Origin of the sequence: Amycolatopsis viridis, assembly GCF_011758765.1 — a bacterium.
Lineage (GTDB): Bacteria > Actinomycetota > Actinomycetes > Mycobacteriales > Pseudonocardiaceae > Amycolatopsis_E > Amycolatopsis_E viridis.
In genome coordinates this window covers 2,647,556-2,666,025 of sequence record NZ_JAANOU010000001.1, presented here as the reverse complement: position 1 = coordinate 2,666,025, position 18,470 = coordinate 2,647,556, and the positions used below count along the sequence as shown (strand labels likewise).

General features: G+C 74.1%; 18 protein-coding genes. 2 read left to right on the top strand and 16 right to left on the bottom strand.

Annotated elements, in window-relative coordinates:
* Positions 1-233: 233 nt before the first annotated feature.
* From FHX46_RS13150 to FHX46_RS13120, 7 genes are all read right to left on the bottom strand, one after another.
* Complete coding sequence (locus FHX46_RS13150; RefSeq protein WP_167113798.1) at positions 234-1,010, bottom strand: adenylate/guanylate cyclase domain-containing protein; 777 nt, start codon at positions 1,008-1,010, stop codon at positions 234-236.
* Between the two features lie 62 nt (positions 1,011-1,072).
* Positions 1,073-1,672, bottom strand: a complete 600-nt coding sequence (locus FHX46_RS13145; protein ID WP_167113794.1) for an energy-coupling factor transporter transmembrane component T family protein — start codon at positions 1,670-1,672, stop codon at positions 1,073-1,075.
* A complete protein-coding gene (locus tag FHX46_RS13140) occupies positions 1,669-2,343 on the bottom strand; it encodes an energy-coupling factor ABC transporter ATP-binding protein (RefSeq protein ID WP_167113791.1) in 675 nt (224 codons plus the stop codon). The genes FHX46_RS13145 and FHX46_RS13140 overlap by 4 nt, the downstream gene beginning before the upstream one ends.
* On the bottom strand, positions 2,340-3,452 hold the full coding sequence (locus FHX46_RS13135; RefSeq protein WP_167113788.1) for a thiolase family protein: 1,113 nt from the start codon (positions 3,450-3,452) through the stop codon (positions 2,340-2,342). Before FHX46_RS13135 ends, FHX46_RS13140 begins: the two co-directional genes overlap by 4 nt.
* Entirely contained in the window at positions 3,449-4,690 is a 1,242-nt protein-coding gene (locus FHX46_RS13130) for a class I adenylate-forming enzyme family protein (RefSeq protein WP_313886118.1), read from the bottom strand. The genes FHX46_RS13135 and FHX46_RS13130 overlap by 4 nt, the downstream gene beginning before the upstream one ends.
* Before the next feature lie 8 nt (positions 4,691-4,698).
* The gene (locus FHX46_RS13125) at positions 4,699-5,274 is read right to left on the bottom strand and encodes a biotin transporter BioY (protein ID WP_167113785.1); all 576 of its coding nucleotides are present in this window, start codon (positions 5,272-5,274) and stop codon (positions 4,699-4,701) included.
* A 52-nt stretch (positions 5,275-5,326) separates the two neighbouring features.
* Entirely contained in the window at positions 5,327-6,496 is a 1,170-nt protein-coding gene (locus FHX46_RS13120; RefSeq protein ID WP_313886117.1) for an AI-2E family transporter, read from the bottom strand.
* Between the two features lie 84 nt (positions 6,497-6,580).
* Here FHX46_RS13120 and FHX46_RS13115 point away from each other — a divergent pair, with 84 nt between their 5' ends.
* Both FHX46_RS13115 and FHX46_RS13110 read left to right on the top strand, forming a co-directional pair.
* On the top strand, positions 6,581-7,204 hold the full coding sequence (locus tag FHX46_RS13115) for a GntR family transcriptional regulator (RefSeq protein WP_313886116.1): 624 nt from the start codon (positions 6,581-6,583) through the stop codon (positions 7,202-7,204).
* Positions 7,205-7,247: 43 nt separating this feature from the next.
* Positions 7,248-8,252 (top strand): 1-aminocyclopropane-1-carboxylate deaminase, encoded by a 1,005-nt coding sequence (locus tag FHX46_RS13110; RefSeq protein ID WP_167113778.1) that lies wholly within the window; start codon positions 7,248-7,250, stop codon positions 8,250-8,252.
* A 220-nt stretch (positions 8,253-8,472) separates the two neighbouring features.
* On the opposite strand, the gene FHX46_RS13105 is transcribed toward FHX46_RS13110, so the two are convergent.
* The 9 genes from FHX46_RS13105 to FHX46_RS13065 are packed head-to-tail and all read right to left on the bottom strand — an operon-like array spanning position 8,473 to position 18,467.
* A complete protein-coding gene (locus FHX46_RS13105; protein WP_167113776.1) occupies positions 8,473-9,477 on the bottom strand; it encodes a sugar phosphate isomerase/epimerase family protein in 1,005 nt (334 codons plus the stop codon).
* The gene (locus FHX46_RS13100; RefSeq protein WP_167113774.1) at positions 9,474-10,868 is read right to left on the bottom strand and encodes an alkaline phosphatase family protein; all 1,395 of its coding nucleotides are present in this window, start codon (positions 10,866-10,868) and stop codon (positions 9,474-9,476) included. Before FHX46_RS13100 ends, FHX46_RS13105 begins: the two co-directional genes overlap by 4 nt.
* Complete coding sequence (gene eboE / locus FHX46_RS13095) at positions 10,865-11,950, bottom strand: metabolite traffic protein EboE (protein WP_167113772.1); 1,086 nt, start codon at positions 11,948-11,950, stop codon at positions 10,865-10,867. The genes FHX46_RS13100 and eboE overlap by 4 nt, the downstream gene beginning before the upstream one ends.
* Positions 11,947-12,822 (bottom strand): TatD family hydrolase, encoded by an 876-nt coding sequence (locus FHX46_RS13090; protein ID WP_167113770.1) that lies wholly within the window; start codon positions 12,820-12,822, stop codon positions 11,947-11,949. Before FHX46_RS13090 ends, eboE begins: the two co-directional genes overlap by 4 nt.
* Positions 12,822-14,234, bottom strand: a complete 1,413-nt coding sequence (locus FHX46_RS13085; protein ID WP_167113768.1) for an EboA domain-containing protein — start codon at positions 14,232-14,234, stop codon at positions 12,822-12,824. The genes FHX46_RS13090 and FHX46_RS13085 overlap by 1 nt, the downstream gene beginning before the upstream one ends.
* Complete coding sequence (locus tag FHX46_RS13080; protein WP_167121445.1) at positions 14,231-15,085, bottom strand: SCO3242 family prenyltransferase; 855 nt, start codon at positions 15,083-15,085, stop codon at positions 14,231-14,233. The genes FHX46_RS13085 and FHX46_RS13080 overlap by 4 nt, the downstream gene beginning before the upstream one ends.
* On the bottom strand, positions 15,082-16,233 hold the full coding sequence (locus FHX46_RS13075; RefSeq protein WP_208400133.1) for an inositol-3-phosphate synthase: 1,152 nt from the start codon (positions 16,231-16,233) through the stop codon (positions 15,082-15,084). Before FHX46_RS13075 ends, FHX46_RS13080 begins: the two co-directional genes overlap by 4 nt.
* Positions 16,226-17,431, bottom strand: a complete 1,206-nt coding sequence (locus FHX46_RS13070) for a Gfo/Idh/MocA family protein (protein ID WP_167113766.1) — start codon at positions 17,429-17,431, stop codon at positions 16,226-16,228. Before FHX46_RS13070 ends, FHX46_RS13075 begins: the two co-directional genes overlap by 8 nt.
* Positions 17,412-18,467 carry a substrate-binding domain-containing protein gene (locus FHX46_RS13065; RefSeq protein WP_167113764.1) on the bottom strand — a complete coding sequence of 352 codons (1,056 nt, stop codon included), beginning with the start codon at positions 18,465-18,467 and terminating at the stop codon, positions 17,412-17,414. The genes FHX46_RS13070 and FHX46_RS13065 overlap by 20 nt, the downstream gene beginning before the upstream one ends.
* Between the last annotated feature and the right edge of the window lie 3 nt (positions 18,468-18,470).

Here is an 18,470-nt window from a genome sequence, read left to right as displayed (position 1 = left end):
GCGCGGACCGGGCCACGTCCACAGAGGAGTTTGCCGCCCCCCGGGACGGGGAATCCCGCGCTCGTGGGCCGTGCCGGGCAGGCGCCCGGACCGAGCCCGGGGCAACCGGTGGCCCACGCGGCGCGCTCCGGGCGGGCCGGTCCACCCGGTGCGCACCCCACCCGCACACCGGGACGTCCCATCGGCCGGCCGTATCCGCGTCAGTCCACGTTGGACAGTCGCTCCGGTGCGTGTTACGCCGTCTCCACGGCGAAGATCTCCAAGTCGCGCGGCGTGCCCTTGGCGCGGAACCAGCGTTTGCGGCGCACCGGGAACCGCTGCGGGTCCAGCGCCTCGCGCACCGGGCCGGAGATCAGCACTTGGCCGCCGGACGCGGCGTCGGCCACCCGCGCCGCCACGTTGACGTCCACACCCAGGTAGTCGTGGCCCAATTTGCGCGGGGTGCCGGCGTGCAGACCGGCCCGCAGGCTCGGCCGGTGGCCGGAGATCTCCAGCTCCGCCACCCGCGCACACGCCGCCACCGCGGCCTCGACACCGGCAGCGGGATCCGCGAACACCGCCATCAGCCCGTCGCCCAGGCGTTTGACGATCCGTCCGCCGCGGCGGGTGATCTCCGGCTCGCAGACGCGGCCGACCTCACGCAGCAGCCGCAGCGCCGCGTCGTCCCCGGCGTCCAGCGCCCACGTGGAAAACCCGACCAGATCGGTGAACAGGATGGTGATCCCGGCGGTCTCGGTGGCGCGCCGCGACGCGGTGAACGCCTGCCACACCTGCACCGCGGTCAGGCCGAGTTCGCGGAGCACACTCGGCTCCGCGGTGCCGGCCAGAGCGCGGGCCAGCCGGTGCGACGGCAGCCGGCCCGCGGTCGACAGCGGATCGCCCATCTCGCTGTCGCCGGGAGCGAGCCGCCGCACGAACCGCGCCGTGCGCAGCAGGCTCTCGTGCCGGTCAACCTCGCGCAGCGCCTGGCCGAGCCTGCTGCGGCGGTCGCCGGGGGCCTCGTCGGTCACCGGCCCAGGATAGTGGCCGGCGATCAGCCGTCGCAGGCGGAATCCGCGCGACGGGCCGGGGTTCAGCGGTCGCCCTCGCCGCGCGCGGCCAGCGCCTCCCCCAGCTCGTCGGCGTGCCGCAGGGTGCGCACCAGGAACGGAACGGTGAACGCGACCACCGACCGGTCCGCTCCGCGCGCCTTGGCCGCTTCCCGGACCTCGCCCGCGATGGCGGTCAGCGCCGCGACCGCCTGGAGCGTCAAGCCGGCCAGCAGACCGAGCCGCTCCGGCCGCACCCCGAACCGCCGCAGCGGGCCGAGGCCACGCTCGATCGCGGCGATCAGGTCCGCCACCCGCGTGGTGATGGTCACCAGGTTCGCGGCGGCCAGCGCGGCGACGATCCGCAAGCACACCACCACCGCCGGCTCGAGGCCGAGCAGCCACCACTGCAACGCGAACACCACCACCACGAGCAGCCCGGCCGACCGCAGCAGCCCCCGGCACCGCCGCCACGACACCCGCGCGAGCACGTACCCGGCCAGCGCGGCCCCGGACAGCACCCCGAGCCACAACGGTGACCGCAGCACGAAGACCACCGCCGCGAGCACCAGCAGCAGCCCGAACTTCACGCCCGCCGGGGCGCGGTGCACCGGGCTCGTACCCGGCTCGTACCAGGTGTTCACGCGATCAGCTTCCGGTAGTGCGCGATCGCCGGTTCCGGCTCGTCGTCGGCCACCACCCGGCCCGCGTCCAGCACCACCACCCGGTCGAAACCCGCCAGCAGGTCCAGGTCGTGCGTCACCAGCACCACCTGCTGATCCAGCCCGGCGAGCGTCTCGGCGAAGCGCCGCTTGTTGCGCAGGTCCAGCAGCGTGGTCGGTTCGTCGCAGACCAGGATGTCCGGCTCCAGCACCAGCATCGCGCACAACGCCAGCAGCTGCTTCTGCCCGCCGGAGAGCTGGTGCGCCGGGTGGTCGGCGTACCCGCCGAGGCCGTACCGCTCCAGCACCTCCGCGGCCCGCCGGGAACGCTCCGTTGTGGACAGTCCACTCCGGCGCAACGAGAACGCCACGTCCTCGCCGGCGGTGGGCATCACGATCTGGCTGTCCGGGTTGGTGAACAGGAACCCGACCCGCCGCCGCACCGCCCGGCCCTCGTGCGCCGGATCCAGGCCGTCGACCAGCACCCGGCCGGACACCGGGGTGACCAGGCCGTTGATCATCCGGGCGAGGGTGGACTTGCCGGACCCGTTGGCGCCCACGAACGCCACCCGCCGCTGCGGGATCCGGAGATCCACATCGGACAGCACCACCCGCTCGCCGTAGCGGTGCCCGACGCCGTCGAACTCGATCATCCGGTCTCCCACATCGTCGCCACACCCACGCCGCCGCCCGCGGACAACGCGGCCAGGCCGCATCCGCCCGCGCGCTGCCGCACCAGTGTGCCGAACAGCCGCACGACCAGCACAGCGCCGGAGGCCCCCCACGGGTGCCCGAGCGCGATCGCGCCGCCGTCCGGGCTCACGGTCCGTTCGTCGACACCGGCCGCGTCCAGGCAGGCCAGTGCCTGCCCGGCGAACGCCTCGGTGAATTCCACCACGTCCGGCGTCCGGTCCAGCACGCGCCTCATCGCCGGCACCGCGCCCAGCCCGAGCCGGTTCGGGTCCACCGCCGAGGTCGCCGACCCGGTCAGCCGCAACCCCGGCACCCCGAGCCGCCGCCACACCCGCTCGCTGACGATCAGCACGGCCGCCGCGCCGTCGTTGATGCCGCACGAGTTGGCCGCCGTCGCGGTGCCGTCCGGGGTGAACGCGGGGCGGAACCGGGCCAGCCGGTCCGCGGTGAAGTTCGCGCGCGGGCGCTCGTCGCGCACCACCCCGCGCACCGGCACGATTTCCGCGTCGAACCGGCCGGCCCGCTGGGCCGCGACGGCCCGGGCGTGGCTGCGGGCGGCGAAGGCGTCCTGCCGTTGCCGGGAGATGCCCGCCTGCGCCGCCACCAGGTCCGCGGCCGGGCCCATGTCCGGGTCGCCGATCTCGGCGGGGGCGAACGGTGCCCGCGTGTAGAACTCCCCCGGCTCGGTGCTGCCGTCCACGCGCCAGGCGCGAAACGGCGCGGTTGAGGCGCTTTCCACGCCGCCGGCGAGGTAGACCTCGCCCTCCCCGGCGCGGATCATCGCGGCGGCCAGGGTGATCGCGGCGAGGCCGCTGGCGCACTGCCGGTCGATCGTCACCCCGGGCACCCCGCTGCCCAGACCGGCGCGCAGCGCGGCGACCCGCGCGACGTTGCCACCGGGGCCGAACACGTTGCCCAGCACCACGTCGTCGACGGTGTCCAGGCCGGCGTCGTCGAGCGCGGCGCGCAGCACGGGCGCGGCCAGCTCGTCGGCGGCGACCCCGCGCAGCGCACCGAACGCGGTGCCGATCGCGGTGCGCCGGGCCGCGATCACCACCGGCGTGGTCATGTCAGCGGCTCCGCGGGAAGGGTGCCGCCGGCTAGCTGGTCCGCGACCAGCGCCCGAGCCGGTTTGCCAGAGGGGGTGCGCGGCAGCTGCTCGACGACGAGCCAGCGATGCGGCCGGTACGCCGGAGCCAGCCCCGCGCGCGCGACCGCCCGCAGGTCACGCAACCGCGGCCGGCCTTCGACGATCGCGGTGACCAGCTCACCGAACCGCGGGTGCGGGGTGCCGGTGACGAGCACATCGTCCACGCCCGGCGCGCTCCGCAGCACCGCCTCGACCTCCTCGGCGGGCACCAGGCGCCCGCCGCTGGACACCACGGATCCGGCCCGGCCGCGCACCACCAGCGCACCCGACGCGTCGAACCCGGCGAGATCACCCACCGTGGACCAGTCGCCGGACGGGCGCAGGTCCCCGTCGCGGAGCTGCCCGGAGCAGGCCAGCGGCGAGCGCACCCACAGCACCCCGTCCCGCACCTGGAGGTCGACGCCCGGAACCGGGCGCAGACCGCCGTCGCCACGGCGGATCGCGATCAGCGAATGCTCCGCCGAGCCGTAGTACTCGATCAGCTCGGCGTCCGGCAGCACGCGCGCGAACCGGGCGCGGACCTCGTCACCGAGGTGCGCGCCCCCGCACACCACCGTGCGCAGCGTGCCGGGTCCGCCGCGCCGTTCCAGTGCCGACAGCAACGCCGACAGCATCGCCGGCACGAGGTGCACGGTCGCGGCCCCGGCGCGGGCCGCGGCTTCGGCGTCCCAGCGTGGCAGCGTCGTCACCGGCTGCCCGCACCACAGCCCGTGCAGCGCGGCGAACAGGAACAACGACGAGCTGAGCGGCCCGGGGGCCAGAACCGGCCCGGGCAGCGGGCCGAGCGCGGAAAAGCTGCGCAGCCACGAGTCGCGGGTGCGGACGAGGACCTTGGGACTGCCGCTGCTGCCCGACGTCGTCGCGAGGTAGAAGAACGTGCCGCCCGAGCCGGCCGGCTCGACCGGCTCGCCCTGCGGTGCGGTCACGCCGGAGACCACGAGGTCGGGGTCGGCGTCGGCGAGCACCGCGGCCCGCTCCCGCGGCGTCCAGGACGGTTCGACCACCAGTGCCGCGGCGCCCAGCAGGTCGGCGCCGAGGAACCACGGGAGCACGTCCGGCACGTCGAGCGCGACCCGGGAGTGCTCCCGGACGCCCCGGGCGGCCAGCCACCGCGCCGCGCCGTGGGCGCGCGCGTCCGGCACCACGCCGCCGGTCACCGGGGACATCATTCGCCCCGGGACGCCGATCCCACCAGCTTGCCGGGCAGAGCGCGGTGCACCACGGCGGCGATCAGGGCGACCGCAACGACCTTCGCCGCGTCGCCGGGCACGAACACCAGCGACTGCACCGCAGCGGTGCGCAGGTTGCCCAGGTACACACCGAGGTAGGCGATGCCGAACACGTAGTCGACGAGCAGGCCGGCCGCGGCGGCGAGCAGCAGGACGGGCAGGTTCGCGCGCTTGAGCCGCGCCACGATGAGGCCCGCGAGCAGCGCGGACGGGATCCAGCCGACCAGGAAACCGCCGCTGGGGCCGACGAACGGCGCGATCCCGCCGCGACCGCCGGACAGCAGCGGCAGCCCGATCGCGGTCAGCGCCAGGAACAACACGACCGACGCGGTGCCGCGGCGCGCGCCGAGCACGCACCCGGCGAGCAGCGGTCCGGCGTTCTGCAGCACGATCGGCACGGCGGAGCCGCCGACGTACAGGCCCGGGAAGAGCCCGAGCACGGCGATGAAGGCGGCGAACACGACCGTGCGGGCGAGGTCGCCGGCGGGAAGAGTGGCGCGTGGTGCTGGCACGCGGGGAACGGTAACCCCCGCCACCCCGGAGCGGGAAAGACGCAGGTCACATTCAGCTGTGATCCATTCTGTGGAACACGATCTCCCGCACGAGCAACAGCACCGCGGCGGCCACCGGGATCGCCACCAGCGCGCCGACGATCCCCAGCAGCACCCCGCCGAGCACCACCGCGACGACGGTGACCAGCGCCGGCACCTTCACGAACCGCCCGATGATCTTCGGCGTCAGGAGGTAGTCCTCGGCGAACCGGTAGGCCACGAAGAACCCGACCGTGGCCCAGCACACCGGCCACGACACGCTCAACGCGGCCAGGCTGATCACGACGCCCGCGATGATCGAACCGATCACCGGGATCAGGTCGAGCACGGCGAGCAGCAGCGCCAGCAGCACCGGGTACGGGATGCCGAAGGCCGTGAACCAGATGAAGCCGAGCACCCCGGCGACGACCGAGATGACCACGTTCCCGAGCACGTACGCGCCGACCTTCGCGAAGATCTCGTCGCCGAGGAGGATGGCCCGCGGGCGCCGGGTGTGCGGCACGAAGCGGTAGAGCGTGGCACGCAGCCGTGGGAAGTCGGCGAGGAAGTAGATCGTCAGCACGAACACGATCAGCGTGTCGGTCAAGGTGCCCAGCACCGCGCGGCCGCTGCCGAGCAGCCCGTTGATCAGGGACGGGTCGGGGTTGCGGAACGTGCTCTGGAGTCGTTGCTGGAGCTGGAACCGGTCGCTGACCTGGCCTAGCCACGAGCTGCGGTCGCTCAGCCGCGCCAGGTACTGCGGGGCCTGGTGGATGAACCGGCCGGCCTGGTCGACCAGCGGCGGGATCAGCGCGGCGAAGAACCCGGCGGCCAGGCCGAGACCGCCGAGCACGATGATCGCGACGGCCAGCGGCCGCGGCAGACCGCGGCGCACGAGCCACGACGCCACGGGTTCCAGTCCGATCGCGACGAACAACGCGACGCCGATCAGCAGCAGGGTGCTGCTCGCGATGACGAGGAACCAGACGGCGCCGGCGGTGACGGCGGCTCCGGCGGCCGCGGCCATGCCGATGAAGAACGGCGAGCGTCTGTTCACCGGCCTGCCGTGCGGGCCCAGCGGGCGATCCGCGCTGCTGATCCGCCCGGCGAGGGCCTCGGCGTCGGCGACCGGGCCCGGGACGGCGTCCCGGGGCTGCCCGACGAACTCGTCCGGTCCGCCCGCACCCGCTGCTGAGGCCGCCACGCCGGGCGAATAGCCCGGGAAGCGGGTGGTGAAACCGGGCTGGCGTCGCCCGGGATTGACATCTAACATATTAGTGTGGAACGAGTGCGGCGGACACTCCTGCGCGAGACGGCGCACCAGGTGATCCGGGATGCGATCGTGCGGGGCGATCTCGCGCCCGGCAGCGTGGTGCGCGACGCCGACCTGGCCGAGGAGCTGGGCCTGTCCCGGGCGCCGGTGCGCGCCGCACTGGCCCGGCTGGCCGACGAGGGCCTGATCGAGACCAAGCCGCAGAGCCACACTCGCGTCACCCCCCTCCTCTCCCGTGACGTACGCGACGCGGCCGCGGTGGTCCGGGCGATGCACGAACTGGCCGCGCGCACCGCGGTCCCCCTGCTGACCGGAGCCGACTGCGCGGCGATGGCGGCGGCCAACGACCGCTTCGCCACCGCAGCCCGCGCCGGGGACGTCGATGCCGCCCTGCGCGCGGACGACGAACTGCACGACGTCCTCGTCCGGGCCTGCGGCAACCGCGCGGTGGCCGCGACCATCGACCGCTACACCCCGCTCATCCGGCGGCTGGAGCGGCTGCGGTTCAGCGCCGCAGCCGGGCAGCAGTCGGTCGCGCTGCACGACCGCCTGATCGCGGCCTGCCGGGCTCGCGACGCGGCCGCGGCCACCGCCGTCACCACCGAGATCTGGCGGGAACTGGAAGACCTCGCCGACTGACCCCGCGCTCGCGACCCGCACTGCCCACCGGAATGGAGCCGCCATGTCCCTCGAATCGTTCCCCCGCCATCCCCTGCTGTTCGGCCCCTCACCGGTGCACCGGCTGGACCGGCTGACCGCGCACCTCGGCGGCGCCGCGATCTGGGCCAAGCGCGAGGACTGCAACTCCGGCATCGCCTTCGGCGGCAACAAGACCCGCAAGCTGGAGTACCTCGTCGCGGACGCGCTCGCGCAGGGCTGCGACACGCTGGTGTCGATCGGCGGGGTGCAGTCCAACCACACCCGGCAGGTCGCCGCCGTCGCCGCGCGGACCGGGCTGAAGTGCGTGCTGGTGCAGGAGAGCTGGGTCGACTGGCCGGACGCCGTCTACGACAAGGTCGGCAACATCCTGATCAGCCGGCTGGCCGGCGCGGACGTGCGGTTGGTGCGGGCCGGGTTCGGCATCGGCGTGAAGGAGAGCTGGGAGCAGGCGCTGGCGGAGATCCGCGAGCGCGGCGGCAAGCCGTACGCCATCCCGGCCGGCGCGTCCGACCACCCGCTCGGCGGGCTCGGCTTCGCGCGGTGGGCCGCCGAGGTGGTTACGCAGGAGCGTGAGCTGGGCGTGCACTTCGACACGATCATCGTCTGCTCGGTCACCGGTTCCACGCAGGCCGGGATGATCGCCGGGTTCGCCGCGCTGGATGAGGACCGCCCGCGGCGCATCCTCGGCATCGACGGCTCCGCCGAGCCGGCCGCGACCCGCGACCAGATCGCCCGGATCGCTCGGCACACCGCGTCACTGCTCGGCGCCGGGCCGGAGGTGACGGTCGAGCTGGACGAGCGGTACCACGCGGGAACCTACGGCATCCCGGACGAGCAGACCCTGGACGCGATGCGCACCGCCGCGCGCACCGAGGGCATGATCACCGACCCGGTGTACGAGGGCAAGTCGATGGCCGGGCTCATCGACCTGGTGTCCCGCCGGGAGATCCCCCCGGACGCGACGGTGCTCTACGCGCACCTCGGCGGCCAGCCCGCGCTCAACGGCTACAGCGCGCTGTTCACCTGACCCGGACCGGCCAACCCACCACCCACCGCGGCCAACACGGTGCCCGGAAGAGCAAACACGGCGCGCCCAGCGGCCAACACGCCACACCCCGGCGTGTTCGCCGCTCCCGGCGGCGTGTTGGCCGCTCCCGGCGGCGTGTTCGCCGCTCCCGGCGGCGTGTTCGCCGCTCCCGACGGCGTGTTCGCCGCTCCCGGCGGCGTGTTGGCTGGGAGGGGCGCGGTCAGTGGTCGGTGCGGAAGGCGGCGTCGAAGGCGGACGCGGGCTTGTCCCACAGCAGGCCGCGGACGAAACGCACCGCCTCCTCCGCGCCGCGCAGCCGGTCCATGCCGGCGTCCTCCCACTCCACCGAGATCGGGCCGGTGTAGCCGATGGCGTTCAGCGCGCGGAAGCTTTCCTCCCACGGCACGTCCCCGTGGCCGGTGGACACGAAGTCCCAGCCGCGCCGCGGATCGGCCCACGGCAGGTGCGACCCGAGCCGCCCGTTGCGGCCGTCGAACCGCTTCTTGGTGTCCTTGCAGTCCACGTGGTAGATGCGGTCTGCGAAGTCGAGGATGAACCCGACCGGATCCAGGTCCTGCCAGACGAAGTGCGACGGGTCCCAGTTCAGCCCGAACGCCGGGCGGTGCCCCACGGCCTCCAGGGCGCGCCGCGTCGTCCAGAAGTCGTAGGCGATCTCCGACGGGTGCACCTCGTGCGCGAACCGGACACCGGCTTCGTCGAACACGTCCAGGATCGGGTTCCACCGCGCCGCGAAGTCGGCGTAGCCGTCGTCGATGACCTCCTGCGGAACCGGCGGGAACATCGCCACGTACTTCCAGATCTTCGACCCGGTGAAGCCGACCACGGTGTCCACCCCGAGCTTCGCCGCGGCGCGCGCGGTGTCCGCCATCTCCGCGGCCGCCCGCCGCCGCACGCCCTCCGGCTCACCGTCGCCCCAGACGTGGGCGGGCAGGATGTTGCGGTGCCGCTCGTCGATCGGGTCGTCGCACACCGCCTGCCCGACCAGGTGGTTCGAAATGGCCCACACCTTCAGGCCGTAGGAGGACAGGATCTTGTGCCGCCCCGCGACGTAGTCGTCGTCGGCGAGCGCGCGGCCGACCTCGAAGTGGTCGCCGCTGCACGCGATCTCCAGCCCGTCGTAACCCCACTGCGCGGCGAGCCGGCACACCTCCTCGAACGGCAGGTCGGCCCACTGGCCGGTGAACAACGTGACCGGACGGCTCATCGCCGGCTCCCTTCCCTCGTCTTGAGTCCTTGCACGCTGAGCAGCAGGTCCCGCACCTCGGTCGCGGCCAGCCGCTCCCGCTCCGGCACCCCTGCCTCGCCGCACAGCAGCACCGGCCCGTCCGCCGGCGAGTCCGGCAGGCGGCCGTGCGAGCCGCGCACCGGCGCCGGATCGAGCGGTACCACGTTCATCGCGTACCGCAGCCCGGCCCGCTTGCGCACCAGGTTCAGCCCGGCCTTCAGTTTGACCAGGGGATCGGCCGGGTCGAAGAACAGCTCCGCCGGGTCGTAGCCGGGTTTGCGGTGGATCTCCACGCCCCGCGCGAAGTCCGGGGCGCGGTCGTCGTCGAGCCAGTAGTAGTAGGTGAACCACGCGTCCGGCTCCGCGGTCACCACGAACTCGCCCGCCCGCGCATGGTCGATCCCGTACCGGGCCTGGGCGGACCGGTCCAGCACCTCGTCCACACCGGACAGTCCGGCGAGCAGGCCGCGCACCCGCGGCAGGTCGGCGGGGTCGGCGACGTAGACGTGGGCGACCTGGTGATCGGCGACGGCGAAGGCCCGTGACGTCCACGGGTCCAGGTACTCCATGCCGTCCTGGGTGTAGACCTCGAGCAGCCCCTCGTGGCGCAACAGCCGGTTGACGTCGACCGGCCGGTGCACGCTGGTGATGCCGTACTCGCTCAGCGCCACCACCGCCACCCCGTCCGCGCGGGCCTGTTCCAGCAGCGGTGCCACGGACGCGTCCACCGCGCGGGCCGCCGCCAGTGCCTGCGGCGAGTCCGGGCCGAACCGCTGCAGGTCGTAGTCCAGGTGCGGCAGGTAGGCCAGGGTCAGATCGGGCCGGTCGGCGCGCAGGATGGCCGAGGTCGCGCCGACGATCCAGTCGGTCGAGGCGATCGACGCGGTCGGGCCCCAGTACTGGAACAGCGGGAACTCGCCCAGCCGCGAGGTGAGCCGGTCGTGCAGCTCCGGCGGGCGGGTGTAGCAGTCCGGTGCCTTCTTCCCGTCCGCGTAGTAGATCGGCCGGGGGGTGACGGTGAGGTCCGTGGTGGCGCCCATGGCGTACCACCAGCACACGTTGGCCGCCCGGTATCCGGGGTGCGCGGCGCGGGCGGTCTCCCACAGCTTCTCGCCCGAGACGAGCCGGTTGTGCTGGCGCCACAGGAAGACCTCGCCGAGCTCGCGGAAGTACCAGCCGTTACCGACGATGCCGTGCCCCGCGGGCATCCGCCCGGTCAGGAAGGTGGACTGGACGCTGCAGGTCACCGCGGGCAGCACGGTGTCCAGCTGCGCCTGCCAGCCCTGCCGTCCCAGCCGCGCCACGTTCGGCATGTGCTCGAGCAGCCGCGGGGTCATGCCGACGACGTCGAGCACGAGGAGTGGTTTCATGCCTGCTCCACCAATCCCGCGGCGAACGTCAGCTCCGCCGCGATCCCGCCGACGAGGTCCTGCCGGTGCGCTTGGGGCAGCACGGTCCAGGTGTAGGTTTCCACTTCCCGGTGCACCGCCCGGTCCGGGAGCGCGGCGAGCGCCGCCGCGAGCACCCCGGTGGTCGAGGACAGCGGCGCCGCGGGCCGGGCGTGCAGCGGCACGTGGAAGTGCACGCGCCACGGCCCCTCCCCCGGCAGATCCGTCAACGCCTCGCCCAGGTCGTCCGCGGCGCGCACGGTGCCGCCGGCCAGCTCGCGCGTCTGGTGCAGGTAACGCGGTTCGTCGAACGCGTCGAGCGCCTCCCGCGCGGCCGGGTCCCGCGGATCGGGCACGTGCAGCGCGGCCGACAGCTGGACCTTGACCACGTCCAGCCCGGCCGCGGTGATCTCGGCGACCGCCCCGGCCGGGTCGGCGAAGGACACCGCGAGGTGGCAGGTGTCCAGGCACAACCCGACGTGTGCCGGGTCGGCGCGCCCGGCGAGCCAGGTCACCGCGTCGTGCACGGTGTCCAGGACGCAGCCCGGCTCCGGTTCGACGGCGAGCCGGATGGTCCGGTCCTGGGCCCGCAGCCCGGCGGTGACCTCGTCGAGCAGCCGGGCGGCGGCCGCGTCGTCCCCGGGTGTCCACGGTTCGCGCCAGCCCAGCGGCAGCGTCGAGATGCTGCCGTACTCGACGTCGCCGGGCAGCAGCCCGGACAGCACCGTCGCGCAGTCCAGGGTGTACTCCGCCCGCGCCCGTTCGGTCCACCGTGGACGGTAGACCTGGTGCTTGACCACCCGGTCGTGGAAGCCGCCGTACGGGAACGCGTTGAGCGTGACCACCTCCAGGCCGCGCGCGTCCAGCTCCGCCCGCAGCCGCTTGCGCCCGGCCGGGTCGTCAGCCAGCGCCGATGCCACGCCCGCGGCCAGCCACAGCCCGAGCCCGAGCCGGTCCGCGCCGAGCCGTTCCCGCACCGGCAGGGCGAATTCGTCGAGCTGGGCGAGGACCCCGGGCAGGTCCTGGGCCGGGTGGACGTTGGTGCAGTAGGACAGCGGTGTCACACGACCGCCTCGTCCCGTCCGCCGCGCAGTACCGAGTTGCCCGCGAACGTCTCCTTCGCCGCGGTGAAGGAGGGCAGCTCGTCGAGCACCAGCCGCCCGCTCTGCCCGTAGAAGGCGACCGGGTTGGCCCACAGCACCTGGTCCACATCGGACTCGGTGAACCCGCCGTCCAGCATCGCCAGGCCGGTCTTGCGCACCTTCAGCGGGTCGGAGCGCCCCCAGTCGGCGGCGGAGTTGACCAGCATCCGCTCGGTGCCGTACTCGTGCAGGATCGCCACCATGCGCTGCTCGTCCATCTTGGTGTCCGGGTAGATGGAAAAGCCCATCCAGCACCCGGACTCCTTGACCAGGCCGACGGTGACCTCGTTGAGGTGGTCGACCACGACGCGCTCCGGCGGGACGCCGGACTCGGCCACCACGGCGAGCGTGCGCCTGGTGCCCGCCAGCTTGTCCCGGTGCGGGGTGTGCACCAGGACCGGCAGGTCGTGCTCCCCGGCCAGCTCGAGCTGCCGGGCGAAGGCGGCGTCCTCCGCCGGGGTCATCGAGTCGTAGCCGACCTCGCCGACCGCGACCACCCCGTCCTTGGCGAGGTAACGCGGCAGCACGTCGAGCACCGGGGTGCAGCGCGGGTCGTTGGCCTCCTTCGGGTTGAGCGCGATCGTGCAGTGGTGGCGGATGCCGAACTGGGCCGCGCGGAACCGTTCCCAGCCGATCAGGCCGTCGAAGTAGTCGGTGAACGAGGACACCCCGGTGCGGGGCTGGCCGAGCCAGAACGCGGGTTCGACCAGCGCCCGCACGCCGGCGGCGTACATGGCCTGGTAGTCGTCGGTGGTGCGGGAGGTCATGTGGATGTGCGGATCGAACAGGCGCATCAGCGGGCCCCTTCCAGGAGGCGGAGGGCGTCGGCCGGGACCGCGCGCCCGGCAGCCCGGCGCTCCCCGGCGTAGTCGGTGATCATCCGGCGCAGCTCGTCGTCGGCCCGCCGGTCCAGCTCGGCGACCGCGGCCACCGGGATGCCGGTGAACAGGCACTTGAGCACCCCGTGGCGCCAGCCGTGCTGGTCCAGGTGCCGGGCCGCGAACGGGCCGAGCGCGGCGGCGATCAGGCCGGTGTCGTTGCTGCGCAGGGCGTCGCGGACGAGCTCGAGGCCGGTCGCCGGCGCCCGGTCGCCCACGGCGGACAGCGCACGCAGCACGCCACGCCGCTCGGCGCCGTCGCCGTAGCGGTAGAGGTCGGCCAGCTCGGTGGCGAACTCCGCCGCGGGCAGTACCGTGGCGAGCGTTTCCAGCAGCCGGGTGCGGGCGAGGTCGTCGGCCGTGCCGTGCACCAGGCCGTCCGGATCGGAGTGCGGGTGCAGCGGTGCACGCCCGGCGTGCCGGCCGGCCGCCGGGAACAGCGTGCGGATCGCATCCGGGTCGGCGGCCACCCGGCGTTGCGCGGGCGCGAGCCAGGACTGGTCCAGCCGCGCGGCACGCAGCGCGGTCAGGGCGGCGCGGGCGACCTGCGGCGCGGCGTGGCCGTGCCGCGGCAGTTCGACGGCGGCGACGCCGCGGTAGCCGATCTCGTCCAGCGCGGCGAGGGTGGCCGGCAGGTCCAGCTCCCCGTCGCCGAACTCGAGGTGCTCGTGCACGCCCGGCCGCATGTCGTCCAGCTGCACGTTGACCAGCAGTGCCCCGGCCTGCCGGAGGCAGGTGGCCGCATCGACCTCCTCGACCGCGACGCAGTGCCCGACGTCCAGGGTGATCCCGAGCGGCTCGGGCTCGCCGAGCTCGGTGCGCAGCCGCAGCGCGTCCGACAGCGTTTCCACCAGCATGCCCGGTTCGGGTTCCAGACCGAGCCACACGCCGCGCCGGTCCGCTTCGGCCAGCACGACGGGCATCCGCGAGCGCAGCCGCTGCCAGGCCGTGTCACGGTCCACAGTAGACACGCCGGACCAGAACGACACGCAGTCCGCGCCCAGCCCCTCGGCGACCCGGACGGCCCGGGCCAGGAAGTCCAGCCGCTTGTCCGCGTCCTCGCTGACCAGCGTCGGTTCGTGCTTGTGCCACGGGTCGAGCAGGAACCGCGCGCCGGTCTCCACGACGCACCGCAGGCCGAGCGCGTCCAGCCGGGTCGCCACCCGGTCCACGCGCGCGGCCAGGTCGTCCGCGTACGGGTCGAGGTGCTGGTGGTCCAGGGTCAGCGCGACCGCGGTGTAGCCGAGGTCGGCGATGATCGCCAGCGCGTCGTCCAGCCGGTGGTTGGCGAAACCGTTGGTGCCGTAGCCGAGGTGGTATCCGCTCATGTCGGGCTCACCTTCCGGCCGAGCCGCCGGGCCAGTGGCAGCGCGAGCGCGACGAGGGCCGCTGCGCGGACCCGTCCGCGCCGGGCCGCGAGCGCCGCCTGCAACGGCACCATGCCGTGGATGCCGGCGGCCGTGGCCGCCCGCACGACCGGCGCGGTCGGTGTGCGCACGGCCGCGTACTGCCGGGTTCCCACGCTCACCCCGTATCCGGCGGCCGCGGCCAGCGCGGCGGCGCGCTGCCCCGGGCGGCCGCCCCGGCCGGAGGCCGCCGCGGCGGCCGACACCGAGGTCAGCGCGAGGGCACCGGCCGCCCGCGCCGGGGACGCGCCGTGCACCTCGCCCGCCGACAACGCGGTTACCCCGAGCGTGTGCCCGCCGAGCACGGCCGCCGGCACCAGCGCCCGGGACGCGGCGCGTCCGCCCGCGCCGAGCAGGACGTCCAGCGACCGGCACACCGCCATCGCCACCGGCGCGAGCGGGGTCTTCTTCAGCACGGTGTCGTAGGCCCACACCGCCGCCGCGAGGGGCGCGGCGACCGTGAGGGCGTCACGGCCGCCGGCGAGCGCGGACAACACCAGGCCCGCCCCGCTCAACCCGGCTGCCACGCCGAACGCCCGGGACGCGCTGATCCGACCGGACGGGATCGGCCGCTCCGGCCGCTCCACCGCGTCCAGCCGCCGGTCCGCCCAGTCGTTGAGCGCCATGCCGGACCAGTAGAAGGCGACCGACGCCAGCGGCAGCGCGAGCCGCCGCCCCCGCAGCGGACGCCCGGCCGCCGCCGCACCGGCCACCGTGTCACCCAGGACGCTCAGCGCGGCCGGGGCCCGCACCAGCTGCACGTACGGGTTCACGCCGGCCGCCCCAGCGACGCCGCCCACTCGGCCAGGATCCGGGCCTGCTCGGCGAACCGGTGCTCGCCGGTGCCCACCGGGTCCTTGAAGAAGAACGCCAGCGGCGCCAGCGGCCCGGTCGCGCCCGCCCGGTGCGCCGCCGCGGTGAGCCGGGCCAGATCCAGCACCAGCGGCGCGGCCAGCGCCGAGTCGTAGCCGGTCCAGGTGAACTGCAGGGTCATCCGGGCGCCGAGGAACCCTTCGAAGGACACGTGGTCCCACGCGGTCTTCTGCTCGCCGAGATCGGGCACGTGGTCGATGTGCAGCGGCGCGGTCACGTCGTCGCCGAGCAGGGCGGCCAGCCCGCGCGCCTTGGACTCGAGCTTCCCGGCCGCTGTCACCGGATCGGCCAGCGTCGCGCCGTCACCGCCGCCGAGCAGGTTGGTGCCCGCCCACGAGCGCACCTTCAGCGCCCGCGCCGCGAACATCGGCGCGAGCACCGAGCGCAGCAGCGTCTCCCCGGTCTTGCCGTCCGACCCGGCATGAGCGAGCCCCTGCCGCCGGGCGAACTCGACGAGCGCGGGCAGCCGGATGCCGGGCGACGGCGTGAAGTCCACGAACGGGCAGCCCGCCGAGACCGCCGCGTACGCCGCCAGCGAGCTGGCCGGCAGGACCTCGCGGCCCGGCTCGTCCAGCGCCGCCACCAGCGCGTCGAGGTCGTGGTGCTCCGGCGCGTCCGCGACCGGCGGTTCGGTGGACGCGACGTTGACGACCACGACGACCGACAACCCGTGCCGGGCGCGGAACTCCCGCAGATCGCGGGCCAGCCGCGCGGCGGTCCCCGCCTGCGTGCCGCCGGAAACGACCGGACGCAGGTCCGCCTCCACCGCACGCAGGCCGTCGCGGATAGCCGGCACCAGGCCGGCCGGGAGCAGCCCGGCGGCCGTGAGCTGCTCGGCCTTCTTCTCCAGCGGAGTGTCCACCAGGTCGTGGCCGCCGACGACGAGCTCGTCCCAGCCCGGCAGCACGCCGGGTGCGACGTCCAGCCGCTCGGTCACGCAGCCGTCCGGCCCGGCGAGGCGGGACCGGATCGCGAGCAGCCCGCAGATCGCCGTCGTGGCCACCGAGCCCCGAGCACCGACGAGCCACAATCCAGTTCGGTCAGGCATCGATCACCCTTTCGGTCGATCCTGGTACGCCGACCCAGGACGTTCCGTTGCCCGCGCTGTCCTGCACCGCCTGCAGCACCCGCTGGACCTGCAACCCGTCGGCGAACGACGGCTCCGGGTCGCGCCGCTCGCCGATCGCGGTGAGGAAGTCGGCGATCTCGTGGGTGAAGGTGTGCTCGTACCCGAGCAGGTGCCCGGGCGGCCACCACGCACCCACGTACGGGTGCGCCGGCTCGGTCACCAGGATGCGGCGGAACCCGGCCTCGGCCGGATCGGCGTCACCGTCGTAGAAGGACAGCTCGTTCATCGACTCGAAGTCGAACGCCAGGCTGCCCCGCGACCCGTTGATCTCCACCCGCAACGCGTTCTTGCGGCCCAGCGCGAACCGGGTGGCCTCGAACGTGGCCACCGCCCCGCCGGTGAACCGGGCGAGGAACACCGTGACGTCGTCGACGTCGACCTCGCCCAGCGCGCTGCCCGGCGCCGCACTCACCGGCCGCTGCCGCACGAACGTCTCGGTCATCGCCGACACCCCGGTGATGCGGTCGCCCAGGATGAACTGGGCGGTGTCCACGGCGTGCGCGGCGATGTCGCCCAGTGCCCCGGACCCGGCCCGGTCCCGGCGCAGCCGCCACGTCATCGGCGTGGCCGGGTCGGCCAGCCAGTCCTGCAGGTAGGCGGCCCGGACCTGGCGGATCGTGCCCAGCCTGCCCTCGGCGACCAGTTTGCGCGCGAGCGCGATGGCCGGCACGCGCCGGTAGTTGAAGCCGACCATGGCCCGCTGCCCGTGCAGCGCCGCCCGTTCGGCGGCCGCCGCCATCTCCTCGGCCTCGGCCACCGAATTGGCCAGCGGCTTCTCGCACAGCACGTGCTTGCCGGCGGCGAGCGCGGCGATGGCGATCTCGCAGTGCGAGTCGCCGGGCGTGCAGACGTCGACGATGCCCACGTCGTCGCGGGCGATCAGGGCCGCCCAGTCGGTCTCCACGTCCGCCCAGCCCTGCCGGGCGGCGGCGGCCTTCGTGCGGTCCGGGTCGCGGCCGCCGAGCACGGCCAGCCGCGGCACCAGCGGCACGTCGAAGAACCGGTGCACCGAGCGCCAGGCGTGGGCGTGCACGGCGCCCATGAAGGCGTGCCCCACCATGCCGACGCCGATCACGGCGCCCGGGGTGGCCGCCGGGTCAGGAGTCGAAGGCGACATCGGCATAGGAATCGACGTTCTCCTTGGTCACCACGGCCGAGTAGGTCGTGACGGTCGCGGGGATCTCGTGCTCGGCGAGGTCGCCGATGCCCTTGCCCTGGCCGAGCAGCCGGGCCAGGGCGATGGCCGAGGACGCCATCGACGGGCTGTAGAGCACGGTGGCCTTGATGACGCTGCTGTCGGCCTTGACCAGGTCCATCATGTTGCGCGACCCGGCGCCGCCGACCAGGAAGAACTCGGACCGGCGCGCGCTGTCGATCGCCGCGAGCACACCGATGCCCTGGTCGTCGTCGTGGTTCCACAACGCGTCCAGTTTGCTCGCCGACTGCAGCAGGTTCGCCGTCATCTGCTCGCCGCTCTCCGGGGTGAACTGCGCCGAGACGCGCGGCCCGACGCGGAACCCGTTCTTCGCCAGCGCGTCCTTGAACCCCTGGCTGCGTTCCTGGGTCAGCGGCAGCGAATCGATGCCGGCGACCTCGCCGATCACCGGGCTGGCCACACCCTTGCGCTTGAGCTCCGCCGCGATGTAGTTGCCGGCGTTGACGCCCATCCGGTAGTTGTCGCCGCCGATCCAGGTGCGGTAGGCCAGTGGCGTGTCGAACACCCGGTCCACGTTGACCACCGGGATGCCGGCGTCCATCGCCTGCTGACCGGCCTGGGTGAGGGCCTTGCCGTCGAAGGGCAGGATCACCAGGACGTCGACCTTCTGGTTGATCAGGGTCTCGACCTGGGCGATCTGCTGGTTGACGTCGTTGGTGCCCTCGGTGGCGGTGAAGGTGACGTCGGAGAAGCGGCCGGCCTGGGTGCGGGCGTTCTTCGTCATCGCCGCCATCCAGCCATGGTCGGCGGCCGGCGCGGAGAAGCCGATGGTGACGTGCTTGCCCGGCTGGGCGTTCTGGCCCGCGGTGCCGGCGACGGCCTGCGGCGCCGACTGCGGGGACTCGTTGGAGGTGCAGGCGGCCAGCAGCGCGCCGGCGCCGACGGCCGCGCCACCGGTGAGGAAACGGCGGCGGGCGAGGGAGGATGGTCCGGGCATGGG